13 protein-coding genes are annotated in these 18,008 nt (G+C 74.6%); 4 read left to right on the top strand and 9 right to left on the bottom strand.

The features are described from left to right. Window positions 1-5 precede the first annotated feature (5 nt). The 9 genes from ftsW to mraZ all read right to left on the bottom strand — a co-directional run bounded on the left by ftsW (window position 6) and on the right by mraZ (window position 11,947). Window positions 6-1,520: a putative lipid II flippase FtsW gene (ftsW, locus tag AC3ERT_RS06610; RefSeq protein WP_435133284.1), complete on the bottom strand. Its 1,515-nt coding sequence runs from the start codon at window positions 1,518-1,520 to the stop codon at window positions 6-8. Between the two features lie 265 nt (window positions 1,521-1,785). After that, the gene (murD, locus tag AC3ERT_RS06605; protein WP_435173153.1) at window positions 1,786-3,303 is read right to left on the bottom strand and encodes a UDP-N-acetylmuramoyl-L-alanine--D-glutamate ligase; all 1,518 of its coding nucleotides are present in this window, start codon (window positions 3,301-3,303) and stop codon (window positions 1,786-1,788) included. Beyond that, the gene (mraY, locus tag AC3ERT_RS06600) at window positions 3,300-4,364 is read right to left on the bottom strand and encodes a phospho-N-acetylmuramoyl-pentapeptide-transferase (RefSeq protein ID WP_335973818.1); all 1,065 of its coding nucleotides are present in this window, start codon (window positions 4,362-4,364) and stop codon (window positions 3,300-3,302) included. Before mraY ends, murD begins: the two co-directional genes overlap by 4 nt. Next, on the bottom strand, window positions 4,361-5,797 hold the full coding sequence (locus tag AC3ERT_RS06595; RefSeq protein ID WP_335973822.1) for a UDP-N-acetylmuramoyl-tripeptide--D-alanyl-D-alanine ligase: 1,437 nt from the start codon (window positions 5,795-5,797) through the stop codon (window positions 4,361-4,363). Before AC3ERT_RS06595 ends, mraY begins: the two co-directional genes overlap by 4 nt. Then, the gene (locus AC3ERT_RS06590) at window positions 5,794-7,374 is read right to left on the bottom strand and encodes a UDP-N-acetylmuramoyl-L-alanyl-D-glutamate--2,6-diaminopimelate ligase (protein ID WP_435173151.1); all 1,581 of its coding nucleotides are present in this window, start codon (window positions 7,372-7,374) and stop codon (window positions 5,794-5,796) included. Before AC3ERT_RS06590 ends, AC3ERT_RS06595 begins: the two co-directional genes overlap by 4 nt. Window positions 7,375-7,487: 113 nt before the next feature. Next, on the bottom strand, window positions 7,488-9,638 hold the full coding sequence (locus AC3ERT_RS06585) for a peptidoglycan D,D-transpeptidase FtsI family protein (RefSeq protein WP_435173149.1): 2,151 nt from the start codon (window positions 9,636-9,638) through the stop codon (window positions 7,488-7,490). A 4-nt stretch (window positions 9,639-9,642) separates the two neighbouring features. Next, window positions 9,643-10,224, bottom strand: coding sequence for a cell division protein FtsL (ftsL, locus tag AC3ERT_RS06580; protein ID WP_435173148.1), 582 nt, complete (start codon window positions 10,222-10,224; stop codon window positions 9,643-9,645). After that, window positions 10,221-11,183 carry a 16S rRNA (cytosine(1402)-N(4))-methyltransferase RsmH gene (gene rsmH / locus AC3ERT_RS06575; RefSeq protein WP_335973838.1) on the bottom strand — a complete coding sequence of 321 codons (963 nt, stop codon included), beginning with the start codon at window positions 11,181-11,183 and terminating at the stop codon, window positions 10,221-10,223. Before rsmH ends, ftsL begins: the two co-directional genes overlap by 4 nt. A gap of 323 nt (window positions 11,184-11,506) precedes the next feature. After that, window positions 11,507-11,947, bottom strand: a complete 441-nt coding sequence (gene mraZ / locus AC3ERT_RS06570) for a division/cell wall cluster transcriptional repressor MraZ (RefSeq protein WP_335973841.1) — start codon at window positions 11,945-11,947, stop codon at window positions 11,507-11,509. 196 nt (window positions 11,948-12,143) lie between these two features. Between mraZ and AC3ERT_RS06565 the strand changes: the two genes are divergently transcribed. The 4 genes from AC3ERT_RS06565 to AC3ERT_RS06550 all read left to right on the top strand — a co-directional run bounded on the left by AC3ERT_RS06565 (window position 12,144) and on the right by AC3ERT_RS06550 (window position 17,938). Further along, complete coding sequence (locus AC3ERT_RS06565) at window positions 12,144-12,701, top strand: beta-class carbonic anhydrase (RefSeq protein WP_335973845.1); 558 nt, start codon at window positions 12,144-12,146, stop codon at window positions 12,699-12,701. Between the two features lie 151 nt (window positions 12,702-12,852). Beyond that, window positions 12,853-13,899: an AAA family ATPase gene (locus AC3ERT_RS06560; RefSeq protein WP_335973847.1), complete on the top strand. Its 1,047-nt coding sequence runs from the start codon at window positions 12,853-12,855 to the stop codon at window positions 13,897-13,899. Then, window positions 13,899-15,524: a DUF58 domain-containing protein gene (locus AC3ERT_RS06555; protein WP_435173146.1), complete on the top strand. Its 1,626-nt coding sequence runs from the start codon at window positions 13,899-13,901 to the stop codon at window positions 15,522-15,524. Before AC3ERT_RS06560 ends, AC3ERT_RS06555 begins: the two co-directional genes overlap by 1 nt. Then, window positions 15,521-17,938: a transglutaminase TgpA family protein gene (locus AC3ERT_RS06550; protein ID WP_435173144.1), complete on the top strand. Its 2,418-nt coding sequence runs from the start codon at window positions 15,521-15,523 to the stop codon at window positions 17,936-17,938. The genes AC3ERT_RS06555 and AC3ERT_RS06550 overlap by 4 nt, the downstream gene beginning before the upstream one ends. Window positions 17,939-18,008: the final 70 nt, after the last annotated feature.

Here is an 18,008-nt window from a genome sequence, read left to right as displayed (position 1 = left end):
GAAATTCACCGCTCTCCCGACGGCCGCCTTCCGGTACGCCGTCGCATCGTCCGTCTCATCGCCCTGGTCAGGGAGCTGCGTTCCCGGGTGACCAGGGCGGCCCGCGCCGCCGGCTCGCTCCTGGCGAAGGCGATCAGCAGGCCCACCGCGTACATGGTCGGCAGGAGGGCCGACCCCCCGTAGGAGAACAGCGGCAGCGGGACCCCGGCGATCGGCAGCAGGCCGAGCACCGCACCGACGTTGATCACGGACTGCACCGTGATCCAGGTGGTCACGCCACCCGCTGCGAACCTGACGAAGGGGTCCTCCGTACGACCGGCCACGCGGATACCCGCGTAGCCTAGTGCCGCGAAGAGGGCGAGGACGGACAGCGTCCCGGCCAGACCGAGTTCCTCACCGGTCACGGCGAAGATGAAGTCGGTGTGCGGCTCGGGCAGTTCGCCCCATTTCTCCACGCTGGCGCCCAGGCCGGTGCCGAACCAGCCGCCGGACGCGAGGGCGTAGATGCCGTGCACGGCCTGCCAGCACTGGTCGCCTGCGCCCGGCGAGGTCGCGGCGATGCAGTGCAGCCGGCCCATCCGGTTCGGGCTGGTCAGCACGAAGAGCGCGGCCAGCGCGCCGGCCGCGGCGAGCACTCCGGTGAACATCCGGGTCGGGGCGCCGGCCAGCCACAGCAGGCCGAAGAGCACCGCGGTGAGCACCATGGTGGTGCCCATGTCGCCGCCGAGCATGATCAGGCCGAGCAGCAGGACGGCCACCGGCACCAGCGGGACCAGCAGGTGCTTCCACTGGGTGAGCAGCTTCTTCTCGTTCTTGCGGGCGAGCAGGTCCGCGCCCCACAGCACCAGCGCGAGCTTCCCGAACTCGCTGGGCTGGAGCTGGAACGGGCCGCCGATGGACAGCCAGTTGGTGTTGCCGTTGACCGTCTGCCCTATCCCCGGGACCTGGACCAGGCACATCAGGAAGACCGCGCCGAGCAGCAGCGGGTACGCCAGTGCCCGGTGCAGCCGGATCGGCATCCGCGCGGCCGCGTACAGCAGCACCGAGCCGATCGCCACGGCCATCAGCTGCTTGCGGAAGTAGTACGTCGAGGGCAGGCCGTAGCGCAGCGCCTGGATCATCGACGCGGAGTACACCATCACCAGGCCGAGCACCGTGATCAGCAGCGCGGCGCCCATGATCACGTAGTACGCGGTGAGCGGGCGGTCCCATGCCTCGCGCAGCTGCTTCGGCAGCCGGGCCGCGGCGCGGCGGGCGCTGCCGCGGCTGCCTCCGGCGGAGAGGCGGGGTGCCCGGGCGGCGGGCACATGGCCGCTCCGGGGTCGGGCGGCGGCCGCCCCCGCCGAGCGCGCGGCCCGCCCACCACCCGAAGCAGCATCCCCGGCGGGCGGGAGCCGGTCCGCGCTTTTCGCCCCGGCCGCACCCGCACGCCCACCACCGGAAGCGGCACCGCCACCCCGGGCACCGGGAGCGCCCTTCGCCGCGGCCCCGCCACGCCCGGACGGCGACAGCCGACCCATGCCGCCGCCTGCGGAAGACCCGCCGGCCGCGGGCGGTCGGCCCGGGGTGGTGCGGCGGCCGCCCTCGGGGGTTTCGTCGCCCCGGCCCGGCTGCCGGGCCGCGCGGACGGGCGGCGGCAGCCGGTCCGCGCCGTCGACCTGGCGGCGGACCGCGCCCGGGGGGCGCTCGTCGGCGCCGCCCGGGGCGGTGAAGCGGTCACGGGGCATGCGTCCCCTCCTCAGTGCGCGGGTACGGCCGGCCGCCGCCCCGAGCCGGGGCCGCGGGTCAGCGGCCGTGGCCGGCCGGGCCGGCCTCCTGCTGCCCGTCGGCGGCGGCGAGCGCCCGTACCGCCTCGGCGAACAGGTCACCACGCTGGTTGTAGTTGGTGAACATGTCCATCGACGCACAGGCCGGGGCGAGCAGGACCGTGTCGCCCGGCCGGGCGAGGTCGCGGGCCGTGCCGACGGCGGCGGACATCGCCCCAGTGTCGGTCCGTTCCAGCTCCACCACCGGGACCTGCGGGGCGTGTCGCGCCAGTGCTTCCCGGATCACCGCCCGGTCGGCGCCGAAGAGCACCACCGCGCGCAGCCGGTCCGCGGCGGCCGCGGCCAGTTCGTCGAACTCCGCGCCCTTCGCCAGCCCGCCGGCCAGCCAGACCACCGACGGGTAGGCCGCCAGGGAGGCGGCGGCCGCGTGCGTGTTGGTGGCCTTGGAGTCGTCGACGTAGGCGACACCGTCCAGGACGGCGACCTCGGCGATGCGGTGGGCGTCCGGCCGGAAGGCCCGCAGGCCCTCGCGTACGGCGGCGGGCGGGACGCCGAAGGCGCGGGCCAGCGCGGCGGCGGCCAGCGCGTTGGCGATGTTGTGCGGGGCCGGCGGCTGGACGTCCGCGACCTCGGCCAGCTCCTGTGCCCGGTGCTGCCGGTCCTCGACGAACGCGCGGTCCACGAGGATGCCGTCGACCACGCCGAACTGCGAGAGCCCGGGTGCGGCGAGGGTGAAGCCGATCGCCCGGCAGCCCTCCTCGACGTCGGCCTCGCGGACCAGCCGCTCGGTCTCGGGGTCCGCGGTGTTGTACACGCAGGCGACCTGGTTGCCGTGGAAGATCCGGCCCTTGTCCGCGGCGTACGCGGCCATCGAGCCGTGCCAGTCCAGGTGGTCGGGTGCGAGGTTGAGCACGGCCGCGGAGTGCGGCCGCAGGCTCGGCGCCCAGTGCAGCTGGTAGCTGGACAGCTCGACGGCCAGCACGTCGTAGGGCCCGTCCGCGGGCTCGCCGAGCACCACGTCGAAGAGCGAGACCCCGATGTTGCCGACGGCCGCGGTGCGCAGGCCCGCCGCGGTGAGGATCGCGGCGAGCATCCGGGTGGCGGTGGTCTTGCCGTTGGTGCCGGTGATCGCCAGCCAGGGCGCCGCGTCCGGTCCGCGCAGCCGCCAGGCGAGTTCGACGTCGCCCCACACCTGCACCCCGGCGGCCTCGGCGGCCGCGAAGAGCGGGCTGGACGGCTTCCACCCGGGGGTGGTGACGACCAGTTCGGTGCCGCCGGGGAGAGTCTCGGCGTCGCCGAGGCGTACGGCCGCGCCGAGCGCGGTCAGTTCGGCCGCCTCGGCGCGCTGCTTGTCGCCGGCCGGGCCGTTGACCACGGTGACGTGCGCGCCCAGGCGCAGCAGCGCCTTCGCGGCGGGCACCCCGGAGACGCCCAGCCCGGCGACGGTGACCGCGGCGCCCTTGAAGTCGGCCGGGTCGCCGAAGCGGGCCGGGCCGTTCCCCTCGGCCGGGTCGGCGCCGGGCTGGGGGCCCGTCATGACGCCGCCACCCAGGCCGCGTAGAACAGGCCGAGGCCGACGGCCATGCACATGCCCTGGATGATCCAGAAGCGGACCACGATCAGGACCTCGCTCCAGCCCTTGAGTTCGAAGTGGTGCTGGAGTGGCGCCATCCGGAAGACCCGCTTGCCGGTGAGCCGGAAGGAGCCGACCTGGATGACCACGGACATGGTGATCAGCACGAACAGGCCGCCGAGGATCGCCAGCAGCAGTTCGGTGCGCGAGCAGATCGCGAAGCCGGCCAGCGCGCCGCCCAGCGCGAGCGAGCCGGTGTCGCCCATGAAGATCTTCGCGGGCGAGGTGTTCCACCACAGGAAGCCGAAGCAGGCGCCCATCAGCGCGGCGGCCACCACGGCCAGGTCGAGCGGGTCGCGCACCTCGTAGCAGGCGCCGTTGGCGCTGACCGGGGCGCCGCACCACTGGCCGTACTGCCAGACGCCGATGACGGTGTAGGCGGCGAAGACCATCACGGACGCGCCGGTGGCCAGGCCGTCGAGGCCATCGGTGAGGTTCACGCCGTTGGACATCGCCAGGATCATGAACAGCGCCCAGATCACGAAGATCACCGGGCCGATCGACCAGCCGAAGTCCGTGGTGAAGGAGAGCTTCGTGGACGCCGGGGTCTGGCCGCGCGAGTCGTGGAAGTTCAGCGCCAGCACCGCGAAGGCGATGCCGACGATGAGCTGCCCGGCCATCTTCGCCTTGGCCCGCAGGCCCAGGCTGCGCTGCTTGACGATCTTGATGTAGTCGTCGAGGAAGCCGACCAGGCCCATGCCGACGGTCAGGAACAGCACCAGCACCCCGGACATGGTGGCCTTGTCACCGGTGGCGAGCTTGGTGATGACGTAGGCGAGCACCGTGGCGGAGATGAAGGCGATGCCGCCCATGGTGGGCGTACCGCGCTTGCTGTGGTGCGCCTTCGGGCCGTCGTCCCGGATCATCTGCCCGTAGCCCTTGCGGGCCAGCAGGCGGATCAGCAGCGGGGTGCCGAACAGCGACAGGAACAGTCCCAGAACACCGGAGACGAGGATCTGCTTCATCGGGTGGCACCCTCGCGGGCCGCGCCACCGGCGCCCTCGATCAGCGCGAGGGCGACGGACTCAAGCCCCACCGACCTCGATGCCTTCACCAGCACGACATCTCCCGGCCGCACCTGCGCGCGCACCAGGTCGACCGCCGCCTCCGCGTCGGACACGTGCACCGACTCCTCACCCCACGAACCCTCGTTGTAAGCGCCCATTTGCAGCCAACCGGCTTCGGTACCGCCGACGGCCACGAGCTTGCTGACGTTGAGTCGGACGGCCAGCCGCCCCACCGCGTCGTGCTCAGCGAGCGACTGCTCGCCGAGTTCGGCCATCGTCCCCAGCACCGCCCAGGTACGGCCCCCCCGGGCCCGTACGGAGCTGCCCATCGCCGCGAGTGTGCGCAGGGCTGCCCTCATGGATTCGGGGTTCGCGTTGTAGGCGTCGTTGATGACCGTCACGCCGTCGGGAAGCTCGGTGACCTCCATCCGCCAGTGCGAGAGCGAGCCGGCCGCGGAGAGCGCGGTGGCGATCTCCTCGACAGGCATGCCGAGTTCACGGGCGACGGCGGCCGCGGCGAGCGCGTTCGACACGTGATGCTCACCGTACAGGCGCAAGGTCACTTCGGCGCACCCGGAGGGTGTGCGCAGCGTGAAGTGGGGCTGTCCGCTGGCGTTGAGCGTCACGTTCTCGGCGCGTACGTCCGCTTCGGGGGCTTCGCCGAAGGTCACCACTTTCGCCGTGGTTCGGGTGCGCATGGCACTCACCAGCGGGTCGTCCGCGTTGAGCACGGCGACGCCGCCCTCGGCCGCGCTCGGCAGCGCCTCGACGAGTTCGCCCTTGGCCTGCGCGATCTGCTCGCGGCCGCCGAACTCGCCGATGTGCGCGCTGCCCACGTTGAGCACCAGCCCGATCCGGGGCGGGGTGAGCCCGGTCAGGTAGGCGATGTGGCCGATGCCGCGGGCGCCCATCTCCAGCACCAGGTGGCGGGTGCCCTCGTCGGCGCCGAGCGCGGTCAGCGGCAGCCCGATCTCGTTGTTGAACGAGCCGGGTGTCCACACGGTGGGCGCCAGGCGCTGGAGGAGCTGCGCGAGCAGGTCCTTGGTGCTGGTCTTGCCGGCCGAGCCGGTCAGCGCCACCACGGTCGCGCCCAGCCGCTCGATGACATGGCGGGCGAGGGCGCCCAGCGCGGCCTGGACGTCGTCGACCACGACGGCGGGCACGCCGACCGGGCGGGCCGCGAGGACCGCCACCGCGCCGTCGGCGACGGCCTTGGCGGCGAAGTCGTGCCCGTCGGAGCGCTCCCCGGCGAACGCGACGAACAGGGCGCCGGGGACCACCTCGCGGGAGTCCTTGACCACCGGGCCCGTGACGCGCACCGCACTGTCCGGTATGTCGTGCGTGCTCCCGCCGACCGCGCGTGCGACCTCGGCGAGGGTGAGTGGGATCACTGTTCTTGTCGGTCCTTATCGATCGCGGCGCGCAGCACCTCTCGGTCGTCGAAGGGGCGTACCTCTCCGGCGATGTCCTGGCCCTGCTCATGGCCCTTGCCGGCCACCAGCACGATGTCGCCGGGCCGCGCGAGCGCGACGGCGGCGGCCACCGCGGCGGCCCGGTCGGGTTCGACGATGACGTGTCCGCGCTGCGCGGCCGGCACCTGGGCGGCGCCGGCGAGCATCGCGGTGAGGATCTGGAGCGGGTCCTCCGAGCGCGGGTTGTCCGACGTGAGGACGGCGGTGTCGGCGAGCCGGGCGAGGGCCGCGCCCATCGGGCCGCGCTTGGTGGCGTCCCGGTCGCCGCCGCAGCCGAGCACGGCGTGGATACGGCCGTCGGTGGTGGTGCGCAGCGCGCGCAGCACCGACTCCACGGCGTCGGTCTTGTGGGCGTAGTCCACGACCGCCAGGTAGGGCTGCCCGGCGTCGACCCGCTCCAGCCGGCCCGGGACGCCGGGGACGGCGGCGATGCCGTCGGCGGCGGTCTGCGGGTCGACGCCGGCGGTGGCCAGCGCGGCCAGCGCGGCCAGGGTGTTGGCGACGTTGAACGGGCCGGGCAGCGGCGCCACGGCCCGCACCCGCTCGCCCTTGGGGCCGATCGCGGTGAAGCGGCTGTCCATCGGGCCGGCCTGTACGTCCTCCGCCCGCCAGTCGGCGTCGAGGCTGCCCTGCGCGGAGAACGTGACCAGCGGCACCGAGGCTTCGGCGACGAGCCGGCGGCCGTACTCGTCGTCGAGGTTGACCACGCCCAGCCGGCTGCGCTGCGGGGTGAACAGCCGCGCCTTGGCCTGGAAGTAGTCCTCCATGCCGGAGTGGAACTCCATGTGCTCCGGGCTGAGGTTGGTGAAGACCCCGACGTCGAAGACGGTGCCGTCGACCCGGCCGAGGACCAGGGCGTGGCTGGAGACCTCCATGACCGCCGCGTCCACGCCGCGTTCGCGCATCACCGCGAAGAGCGCCTGGAGGTCGGTGGCCTCGGGGGTGGTGCGCTCGCTCTTGATCCGCTCGTCGCCGATCCGGGTCTCGACGGTGCCGATCAGCCCGGTGCGGCCGGCGGCGTGGCCGGCCCGCAGCCCTCCTTCGACGAGGTAGGAGGTGGTGGTCTTGCCGGAGGTGCCGGTGATGCCGATCCGCAGCATGCCCTCGCCGGGCCGGCCGTAGACGACGGCGGCGAGCTCGCCCATCTGCGCGCGCGGGTCGGGCGCGGTGAGGACGGGCAGTCCGGTGACGGCGGCGCGTTCGGCGCCGGCGGGGTCGGTCAGCACCGCCACCGCGCCGGCCCGGGCGGCCTGGTCGGCGAAGTCGGCGCCGTGCGCGCGGGCGCCGGGCAGGGCCGCGTACAGGTCGCCGGGGCGGACCGCGCGGGAGTCGTGCGTGATGCCGGTGACCTGCGGGCCGCCGTCGGCCGCGGGGCCGGCCGCCGGGTCCGCGGCTCCTGGCAGGCGGCGGGCGAGGTCGGCCAGCGGCGTGGGGCGCACGTGGGCCGGGCGCGGGGCGCCCGGCGGTCTGAGGGTGGGTTGATCAGCTGTGGGCACGGCCGCGAGATTACCGGGCGGGCCGGGGTCCGGGCCAAAACGGCGGCTGTCGCGGCCGGTGGCGGCGCCGGGCGCGGAGGGCGCGGGCGGGGTGGGTCGGCTGCCGATGGTGATCACCCGGCTTTCTTGTCGTGGGTGGCCGGCTCTGACGGGTTCCAGGTGACCGGCAGTTTCGGCGCGGGCGCGCCGGAGGGCGCCACGCCCAGGGACTTGAGGGCGAACTGCATGACCTGCTTGAAGACCGGGCCGCAGATGTCGCCGCCGAAGTAGCTGCCCTTCGTCGGGTTCTGGATCACGCAGGAGACCGTGACGCGCGGCTTGTCGGCCGGCGCGAAGCCGAAGAACGAGGAGGTGTAGCCCTTGTAGCGGCCGGTCGTCGGGTCCACCCGGTTGGCCGTACCGGTCTTGCCGGCCACCCGGTAGCCGTCGATACGGGCGTTGATGCCGGTGCCCTGTTCGCTGCCGACCACCGACTCCAGCATCTCGGAGACGGTCCTGGCGGTCTGCTGCGACACCACGCGGGTCTTCTTCGGGGCGGCGGCGGGCACGAACCGGCCGTCGGGTCCGGTGGTGCCGCGGATCAGGCTGGGCTCGACCCGGACCCCGCCGTTGGCGATGGTGGAGTAGACCGAGGTGGCCTGGAGGGCGTTGACCGACAGGCCCTGGCCGAAGGGGATCGTGTACTGCTGGGAGGCGTTCCAGTCCTGCGGCTTGGCGAGGATGCCGGGGGTCTCGCCGGGGAAGCCGGTGCCGGTGGGCTGCCCGATGCCGAACTTCCGCAGGTAAGAGTAGAGCACCTGGTTGGCCTGGGCCTGGGTCTTGCCGAGCTGGCCGGTGGCCTCGATGGTGCCGATGTTGCTGGACTTGGCGAGGACCCCGTTGAGGGTGAGGTACCAGGTGCCGTGGTCGACGTCGTCGTGGAAGAGCCGGTCGGCGCGCGGCAGGGTGCCGGGCACGGTGACGCGGGTGGTGGGGGTGGCGGTGCCGGTGTCGATGATCGCGGACATCGACATCAGCTTGCTGACGCTGCCGGGCTCGTAGGCGTCCTGCACGGCCGCGTTGCCGAGGGCGGCGGAGTCCGCGTGCGACAGGTCGTTGGGGTCGAAGCCGGGGGCGTCGGCCATCGCGAGCACCTGGCCGGTCTGCGGGTCCTGCACGATGACGTAGCCGCGGTCGGCCTTGGACTTCTGCACCTGCTGGGTGATGGCGCTCTGGGCGGCCCACTGGATGTCGCGGTCGAGGGTGAGCTGCACGTCGGTGCCGGGCACGGCGGGCTGCTCCTGGCTGCCGGCGGTGGGCACCTGGCGGCCGTCGGACTGGGCGTAGCGGATCTTGCCGTTCTTCCCGGCGAGTTCCTTGTCGAGCATCGACTCCAGGCCGCCGGCGCCCTGCCCCTGGCTGTTGACGAAGCCGACGACGCCCGCGGCCAGGTCGCCGGCCGGGTAGACCCGCTTGGAGTGCGGTACGTCGAAGATCCCGGCGAGCACGTCGGCGCCCTGTCCGGCGGCGGCCTTGGCGGCGAGGGTGGACTTCAGGTCCTGGATCTGGTTCCACGCCTGCGGCGACTGCTGCTGGGCGATGATCTGGTAGCGGGACTTGGGGGTGGCCAGCTGCTGGGCGATCTTCGTGGCGTCGCCGCCGACGATCGGCGCGAGCAGCTGCGCGGCCTGCTGCGGCGCGTCCTTCACCTTCGCCTGCGCAGGCGTGAACAGGTACGGGTCCGCGGTGATGTCGAAGGCGTCCACGGTGGTGGCCAGGTCCACGCCGGAGCGGTCGGTGATGGTGCCGCGGTCGGCGGTGACCTCGTGGGTGACCCAGCGGTTGACGGCGGCCTTGGCGGCGTAGGCGGACGCGTCGACGGCCTGCACCTGGAGCAGGCGCACCACGAACACGGACATCACCAGGGTGAGGACCACGCCGACCAGCCGCAGCCGGGGGCGGACCGCGCCCAGGCGCACCGCCCGGGGGCCGCCGGGCCGGTTGCGGCGCAGCGCGGCGGCCCGGCCGACGGGGCGTACGGGGTCGGCCCGCCAGGGGCCGTTGCGGCCCGCGCGGGCCGGGCGGGGGCCGCCCGCGCCGCCGGTGCCGCCGGTGCCGCCGGTGCCGCCGGTGCCGCCGGTGCCGCCCGGCCGGGGTACGCGGGGGGCGCGGGGGCGGCCGCCGTCCGCGGGGTCGGCGTCGGGCCGCGGCGCCGCGGGGCGGGCGGTGCGGCGCGGCTGCGGGCGGGCGCCGCGCGGGCGGTCTGCGTCGTCGCGGGGGGTCACGCGCTCACCTGCCGGGGGTCGGTGTCGTGGGGGTGCCCGCCGTACTCGTACCCGATGTACCCGAAGTACCGGTCGTACCGGCCGTACTGGTGATGCCGGTGGTGCCCGCCGGGGTGGCGGTGCCGGACGGGGTGGCGGGCGGGGTGGTCGGCGGCGGGGTGGTGGTCGGCGGGGGCGCGGGCGGGGCGGTCGCGGGCGACGGCGTGCCCTGCACCTTGCCGTTCGGGTCGAGGAAGGCCGGGTCGCCGCCGGGCACCATGCCCAGCTCGCGGGCGCGCTTCTCCAGCGTCTCGGGCGCGGAGTAGCCGTCGACCTCCTGCTGGAGCTGCTGCTGCTGGTCGGTGTAGTGCGTCGTCTGGTCCTGGAGCTTGTCCAGCTTGAACGAGTCCCGGTTCAGCGCCGCGTTGAGCATCAGCAGCGAGATGAGTCCCCCGGCGAGCAGTGTCACGACAAGAACGACGAACGGGGTACGCCGGGCGGTTGCGGACCTCCCGGCACCCAGCCGCGCGCCCAGCGCGCCGCCGCGCACCGCGCCGCGTACGGTGCCGCGGCCGCCGCGCCCCTCGCGTCCGGTGCCGTCGCTCATCGCACGTCCTCCCGGATGCGTTCGGCGCCGCGCAGCCGGGCGGGCGCGGCCCGCCGGTTCCCGGCGATCTCGTCCTCGCCGGGCAGTTCGGCGCCGCGGGTGAGCAGTTTCAGCCGCGGCTGGTACTGCTCGGGCACCACCGGCAGCCCGGGCGGCGCGGTCTGCGCGGCGCCGGCCGCGAGGACCTGCTTGACCAGCCGGTCCTCCAGCGACTGGTAGGACAGCACCGCGATCCGGCCGCCCACCGCGAGCGCGGCCACCGCCGCGGGCACCGCCCGCTCCAGCACCGCCAGCTCGCCGTTGACCTCGATCCGCAGCGCCTGGAAGGTGCGCTTGGCCGGATTGCCGCCGGTCCGCTTGGCGGCCTGCGGCAGCGCCTGCCGGATCAGCTCGACCAGCCGCGCGCTGCCGGTGAACGGCTCCCGCTCCCGCTCGCGCACCACCGCGTCCACGATCTTGCGGGCGAACTTCTCCTCGCCGTAGGCGCGCAGGATGCGCACCAGCTCCCCGGGCGGATAGGTGTTCAGCACCTCGGCGGCGCTGATCCCGGTGGACTGGTCCATCCGCATGTCCAGCGGCGCGTCCTGGGCGTAGGCGAAGCCGCGGTCGGCCTCGTCGAGCTGCATCGAGGAGACCCCGAGGTCGAAGAGCACGCCCTGCACCCGCGGGACGCCCAGCCGCCGCAGCACCTCGGGCAGTTCGTCGTAGACCGCGTGCACCAGGGTGGCGCGCTCCCCGAACGGCTCCAGCCGCTCCCCGGCCAGCTTCAGGGCTACCGGGTCGCGGTCCACCGCGATCAGCCGGCACTCGGGGAAGGTGGTCAGCAGCGCCTCGCTGTGCCCGCCGAGTCCCAGCGTGGCGTCGACCACGACGGCACCGGGCCGGGCGAGCGCGGGGGCCAGCAGATCGAGGCAGCGCCGCAGCATCACCGGGATGTGCCGCGGGGACGGGTTGCTCATGTGGCCCTTATCGAACGGTAGGGACGGCGTAGCGCGGTGGGGTCGGGCACGGCGTCGGGCGGTCGTGGCGGTGGAACGGTCCCGCAGGTCGGGTCCGGGCATCCGACGATACGGGCGCCGGCTGCCAGACAAGCACGACGGACACGCTACGGCCGGCAACGGCTCGGTGGACGCGGAACCTGGTCCCCGCCCGCTCGGTGCGGCGGTCCCCTGGCACCGGGGAAGTGGTGCCAGCGGCAGCCGGGAGCGGGAGGAGGCCGGGCCGCGCGTCCGCACCGGGGTGGGACGAAGTGGTGCGCGCCGCGCCGGGGCGGGGGCCGCGCTCACAGTAATCCGGGCGGAACCTCCTCGGACAGGGCCGAAAAGGTGTCTTCCTGGGCGGCCAGGTACCGCTCCCAGGCGTCCGCCGACCAGATCTCCACCCGGGTGTTCGCGCCGATCACAGCGCACTCGCGGACCAGGCCCGCGTAGTCCCGCAGCGGCTGCGGCACCGTCACCCGGCCCTGCTTGTCGGGCACTTCGTCATGGGCGCCGGCGAAGAGCACCCGCAGGTAGTCCCGGGTGGCCTTGGAGGTCAGCGGCGCCCCGGAGAACTGCTCGGTGGCGGCCCGGAAGCCCTCGACCGGCCACACGTACAGGCAGCGCTCCTGCCCGCGGGTCATCACCAGGCCGTCGGCGAGCTGCTCGCGGAACCGGGACGGCAGCACCAGCCGGTTCTTGTCGTCGAGCCGCGGGGTGTAGGTCCCGAGGAATCCCAGGAACACCGCACACCTCCCGACACCTCCGGCCAACGGCACCACTTCGCGCCACTTTACTCCACCATGCCCCACGGTCAACGGCGGCCGCGCCGGGGGCGCGCCCCCGTGTACGCCGGACGCGCCCGCCGTGCGCCCTCGTGTCCTGACCGGTGCGGAAGGTGCGCCCCCTGCGGTTCCGGCCGGCTCGGATACCGTCATAGACATGTCGACAGATGCCAGCGCCCCCGCGAATCCCCCCGCCCCCGGGACCGCCCCCGGCGCCGACTCCTCCGTCACCGACCGGCTGGTCGCCGCCAACCGGCGCTACGCCGCCGAGTTCACCGACCCGGGCATGGGTGCCGCCCCGGTCCTGAAGGTCGCGGTCGTCGCCTGCATGGACGCCCGGCTCGACCTGCACCAGGCGCTCGGCCTGGAGCTGGGCGACTGCCACACCATCCGCAACGCGGGCGGGGTCGTCACCGACGACACCATCCGCTCCCTCGCCGTCAGCCAGCGCGCCCTCGGCACCCGCTCCGTCGTCCTGATCCACCACACCAACTGCGGGATGCAGACCATCACCGAGGACTTCCGCACCGAGCTGGAGCACGAGGTCGGCCAGCGCCCCACCTGGGCGGTCGAGGCGTTCACCGACATCGACCAGGACGTGCGGCAGTCCATGGCCCGGGTCAGGACCTCCCCGTTCCTCGCCCGCACCGACGACGTGCGCGGCTTCGTCTTCGACGTCCACACCGGCCTGCTGCGGGAAATCACGAACAAGTAACGGCAGGCGAGTGACGCGGCCCTCCCCGTGAGGGAAGAATGCAGGATGCGGCACGTCCCGCCCGCGGCGGGCGTTGCGCAATCGGGGAGGGCCGCGGTCCAGGGACGACCGAGGCCCTGGGGCCCCAATGGAACAGGCCGAGGAGTACCGGGTGACGACCTTTGACGCTCGAGCGGAACTGAGCGATCTGACCACGACCGCGGAGCGGGTGCGCCGGAGCGTGGAGAACGTGATCGAGGGCAAGCCCGAGGTCGTACGCATCGCACTGACCGTCCTGCTGGCCGAGGGCCACCTGCTCATCGAGGACGTGCCGGGCGTCGGCAAGACCATGCTGTCCAAGGCACTGGCGCGGTCCATCGACTGCTCCGTGCGGCGCATCCAGTTCACGCCCGACCTGCTGCCCTCGGACATCACCGGGGTGAGCGTCTTCGACCAGCAGCGGCGGGACTTCGAGTTCAAGCCCGGCGCGATCTTCGCGCAGATCGTGGTCGGCGACGAGATCAACCGCGCCTCGCCGAAGACCCAGTCGGCGCTGCTGGAGTCGATGGAGGAGCGCCAGGTCACCATCGACGGCACCACCTACGAACTGCCCAGCCCCTTCATGGTGATCGCCACCCAGAACCCGGTGGAGATGGAGGGCACCTACCCGCTGCCGGAGGCGCAGCGGGACCGCTTCACCGCCCGGGTCTCGATCGGCTACCCCAGTCCCGAGGCCGAGTTGAAGATGCTCGACGTGCACGGCGGGGTCTCCCCGCTGGACGACCTCCAGCCGGTCGCGGAGGCCCAGGACATCGTGAAGCTGATCGAGGCGGTGCGGCAGGTGCACGTCTCGGAGCCGGTGCGCCGCTACGCGGTGGCCCTGGTGGGCGCCACCCGCAGCCACCCGGACCTGCGGCTGGGCGCCTCCCCGCGCGCCACCCTGCACCTGGTGCGGGCCGCCCGCGCCTCCGCGGCGCTGGACGGCCGCGAGTACGTCCTGCCCGACGATGTGCAGTCGCTGGCCGCCGCGGTCCTCGCGCACCGGCTGCTGCCGACCGCGCAGGCGCAACTGAACCGGCGCACGCCGGAGCAGGTGGTGGCGGAGATCGTGCAGCGCGTACCGGTGCCCGACCCGGCCGCGGGCGCGGGCGGGGGCGCCGGCTGGCCGCAGCGGCCGGCCGGGCGGCCCCAGGGCATGCCGGACGCGCGGGGCGTGTGATGGGCACACCCGCAGGGCCGCCCCCGCCGGGCGCCCGCCCGCCCGGCGGCCGTCCGCCCGCGCCGCCGCGCCCGCCGGGCGCGTACCCGGGCCCGTACGGCGCCCCGCCCGCACCGCAGGCCCGGCAGCAGCCGCAGCCGGGGCCCTACGCCCAGCCGCCCGGGGCGGGGCCGTACGCCGGGCAGCCGGCGCCGCGGGCGGCGGGCGTTCCGCCGGTCGGCCCCACCTCCGCCGACGAGCGGCCCACCGGCGGCTTCCGCCGGGCGCTGGGCGGGCTGACCACCCGCGGCCGGTCGTTCGTGGCCGCCGGGGTGGCCGCGGCCGCCTGCTCGTACGTCCTGGGCCAGTCCGACCTGCTGCGGGTCGGGCTGCTGCTGGCCGTGCTGCCGCTGGTGTGCGTGGCGGTGCTCTACCGCACCCGCTACCGGGTCGCGGGCAGCCGCCGGCTGGCGCCGTCCCGGGTCCCGGCGATGTCCGAGGCCCGGGTGCACCTGCGGGTGGACAACGTCTCGCGGGTGCCCACCGGGCTGCTGATGCTCCAGGACCGGGTGCCCTACGTGCTCGGGCCGCGGCCGCGGTTCGTGCTGGACCGGGTGGAGCCGGGCGGCCACCGCGAGGTGTCCTACCGGGTCCGCTCCGACCTGCGCGGCCGCTACCCGCTGGGCCCGCTCCAGCTGCGGCTGACCGACCCGTTCGGCATGGTCGAACTGACCCGGTCCTTCAGCGCCTTCGACACCCTGACCGTGGTGCCCCGGGTGGAGCCGCTGCCGCCGGTGCGGCTGGCCGGCGAGTCCTCCGGCTACGGCGAGAGCCGCACCCGGGCCCTGGCGCTGGCCGGCGACGACGACGTGATCCCGCGCGGCTACCGGCACGGCGACGACCTGCGCCGGGTGCACTGGCGGTCGACCGCGAAGTACGGCGAGCTGATGGTGCGCCGCGAGGAGCAGCCGAACCGGGCGCACTGCACGGTGCTGCTCGACACCCGCCGGGACGCCTACTTCGGCGCCGGGCCCGACTCCGCCTTCGAGTGGGCGGTCTCCGGCGCCGCGTCGGTGGCCACCCACATGCTGGAGCGCGGCTTCGCGGTGCGGCTGCTCACCGACACCGGCAGCAGCGTGCCGGGCCCGGAGGGCACGTCCGGCTACGGCGCCGACTCCGGCGACATGGCCGGGCTGCTGCTGGACACCCTCGCGGTGGTCGACCACTCCGACGGCGACTCGCTGGCCGCGGCCTACGACGTGCTGCGGGCCGGCAGCGAGGGCCTGCTCGTGGGCTTCTTCGGCGACCTCTACCAGGAGCAGGCGGCCACGATCGCGCGGATGCGGCAACGGGCCGGCGGCGCGGTGGCGTTCGTGCTGGACAGCGACGACTGGCTGGCCCGCGAGCTGGGGACCCGGCCGGGCCCGGAGCTGTCCGCGGTGCAGCCGGGCGCCGGCGGCGAGCCGGACAGCACCGAGCGCGCGGTGCGGATGCTGCGCGAGGCGGGCTGGAGCGTGGTGGAGGTGCAGCCGGGCGCCTCGCTGCCGGAACTCTGGCAGCACGCGGACCGTTACCGGTCACGCGAGGAGACGACGCGGCAGGCGCGGGCCGGGCAGGCGCCGCGGGGAGCGGGGGCGGCGGGATGAGCGGACGCGCACGGCTCACGGTGTGCGCGGTGGTGGCCTCCATGCTGGCCGCAGCCGCGCTGCTGCCCCTGACCGACAACAGCACCTGGTACGGCAAGGCGCTGCTGCTGGTCCTGCTCCAGTCCGCGGTGGGCGCCGGGTGCCGCCGGGTGCCGCTGGCCCGGCCGCTGACGGTGCTGGTGCAGGCCCTGGTGTCGCTGGTGGCGCTCACGGCGATGTTCTCCTCGCAGCAGGCCCTGGGCGGGCTGCTGCCGGGCCCGCAGGCGCTGCAACAGCTCGGCCAGGTGGTCCAGCAGGGCATCACCGACGTCTCGAACTACTCGATCCCCGCGCCGGTCAGCCCCGGTATCCGGCTGCTGCTGGTCGGCGGGGTGACGGTCGTGGCGCTGGTGGTCGACGCGATGGCGGTGACGTACACCAGCGCGGCCCCGGCCGGACTGCCGCTGCTGGCGCTGTACTCCGTCGCCGCCGGCCTGGACAGCGGCAGCGCCGCCTGGCTGTACTTCCTGCTGGCCGCGGCCGGCTACCTCCTGCTGCTGCTCGCCGAGGGCCGGGACCGGATGTCCCGCTGGGGCCGGGTGTTCAGCAGCGGGCCGCCCCCCGGCTCCTTCGGCGGCAGCAGCCCCTTCGCCCAGAGCGGGTCGACCCCGGTGCGCGGCGCCCGCCGGATCGGCGTGCTGGCGCTGGGCATCGCGCTGGTCGCGCCGGCCGCGCTGCCCTCGCTCGGCGGCGGACTGCTGGACACCTCGGGCCACGGCGGCGGCATCGGCCGCGGTGGCGGCTCGGTCAACCTGGTCGCCGCCCTCCAGGACAACCTGAACCAGCCGAGCAACAGCGAGGTGCTCACCTACTCCACCACCGCGAAGCCCGCCTCGGGCATGTACCTGCGGATCGCGGCGCTGGACAAGTTCGACGGCACGCAGTGGGTACCGTCGAACCTGCCGACCGAGGCCCTGCCGGCCCAACTGCCGCGCCCGCAGGGCATGGCGGCCGACGTGAAGTACACCACCGCCACCACCCGGGTCCGGGTCGACGACAGCTATGTGCAGGACATGCTGCCGCTGCCGTTCCCCGCCACGAGCGTGCAGACCACCGGCGCGTGGAAGTACCAGCCCGAGGGCCGGATGCTCGTCGGCACGCACGGCCAGACCGCGGCCGGCCAGCACTACACCGTCACCAGCATGGAGGTCGACCCGACCGCGCAGCAGCTGGCCCAGGCCCCGAAGGCCACCGGCCGGATCGCCGAGCAGTACGAGCAGGTGCCCGACTCGCTGCCCGCGATCGTCAAGCAGACCGCGCTGCGCGAGACGAAGGGCGCCACCAACGACTACCAGCGGGCCGTCGACCTCCAGAACTACTTCACCTCCGGCCAGTTCGTGTACAACACGCAGGCCAAGGCGGGCACCGGGGTCGACGCGATCGCCCGGTTCCTCCAGACGAAGGAGGGCTTCTGCGTCCACTTCGCCTTCACCATGGCGGCGATGGCCCGCACCCTGCACATCCCGGCCCGGGTCGCGATCGGCTTCACCCCCGGCTCCCCCACCGCCGACGCCGACGGCCTGATGACGGTGGGTCTGAAGGACGCCCACGCCTGGCCGGAGCTGTACTTCGAGGGGATCGGCTGGACCCGGTTCGAGCCGACGCCCTACCGCGGCAGCGCGCCGGACTACACCCAGACCACCACGCCGTCGGGGACCTCCGGCGACCAGGACGTCGCGCCGCACACCTCGGCGCCCGCCACCACCGACACGCCCACCCCGACGCAGAGCTGCGAGCCGGGCACCGCGTCGGACAGCAGCACGTGCGCGCAGCAGGCGCTGCCGGCGAGCAGCGGCTCCGGGGGCGGCTTCGGCGGCGGCCGGGCGGCCCTGGTCGTGCTGGCCGCGCTGCTGGTGCTGCTGCTGCCCACCACGCCGCTGCTGTGGCGCTCCCGGCTGCGCAGACGCCGGCTCGGCGGCGGCGGTGACCGGACCGAGGGGCTGGCGCTGGCCGCGTGGCGGGAAGTCGTCGACACCGGCTGGGACTACGGCATCCCGCCGGACGGCTCGGAGACACCCCGGCGGGCGATGGCCCGGCTGGTCCGGGACGGGCGCCTGACGGGTGAGCCGGCCGCGTCGGCCGCCCGGCTCGCCACGGCCGTGGAGCAGACCCTGTACGCCGCCGACCCCCGCCCGGCCACCGGGCTCGCCGGCGATGTCCACCGGGTCCACCAGGGCCTCAAGGCGGGCACGAACCGCCGCGGGCGGCTGCGGGCGGCGGTGCTGCCGCGGTCGGCGGCCCGGATCGGATGGGGGCTGGCCGCCCGCTGGACGGCGTCCACCGGGCGGGCCCGGGCGGCCGGGCAGCGGCTGGCGGCGCCGGTGCGGAACCTGGGCGGGCTGCTGCGCGGGAAGGCGGCGCGCGAGGCGCCGTGACGGCGGGTGGCGGGCCCCGCCGCGGTACGGGGCCCGCCGCCGCTGCGGGGCCGTTGCGGTACCGGGACCG

It is taken from the genome of Actinacidiphila sp. bgisy145 (assembly GCF_057708125.1).
Note: the sequence above shows the minus strand (reverse complement) of the source record. Positions and strands in the feature narration are given on the sequence as shown.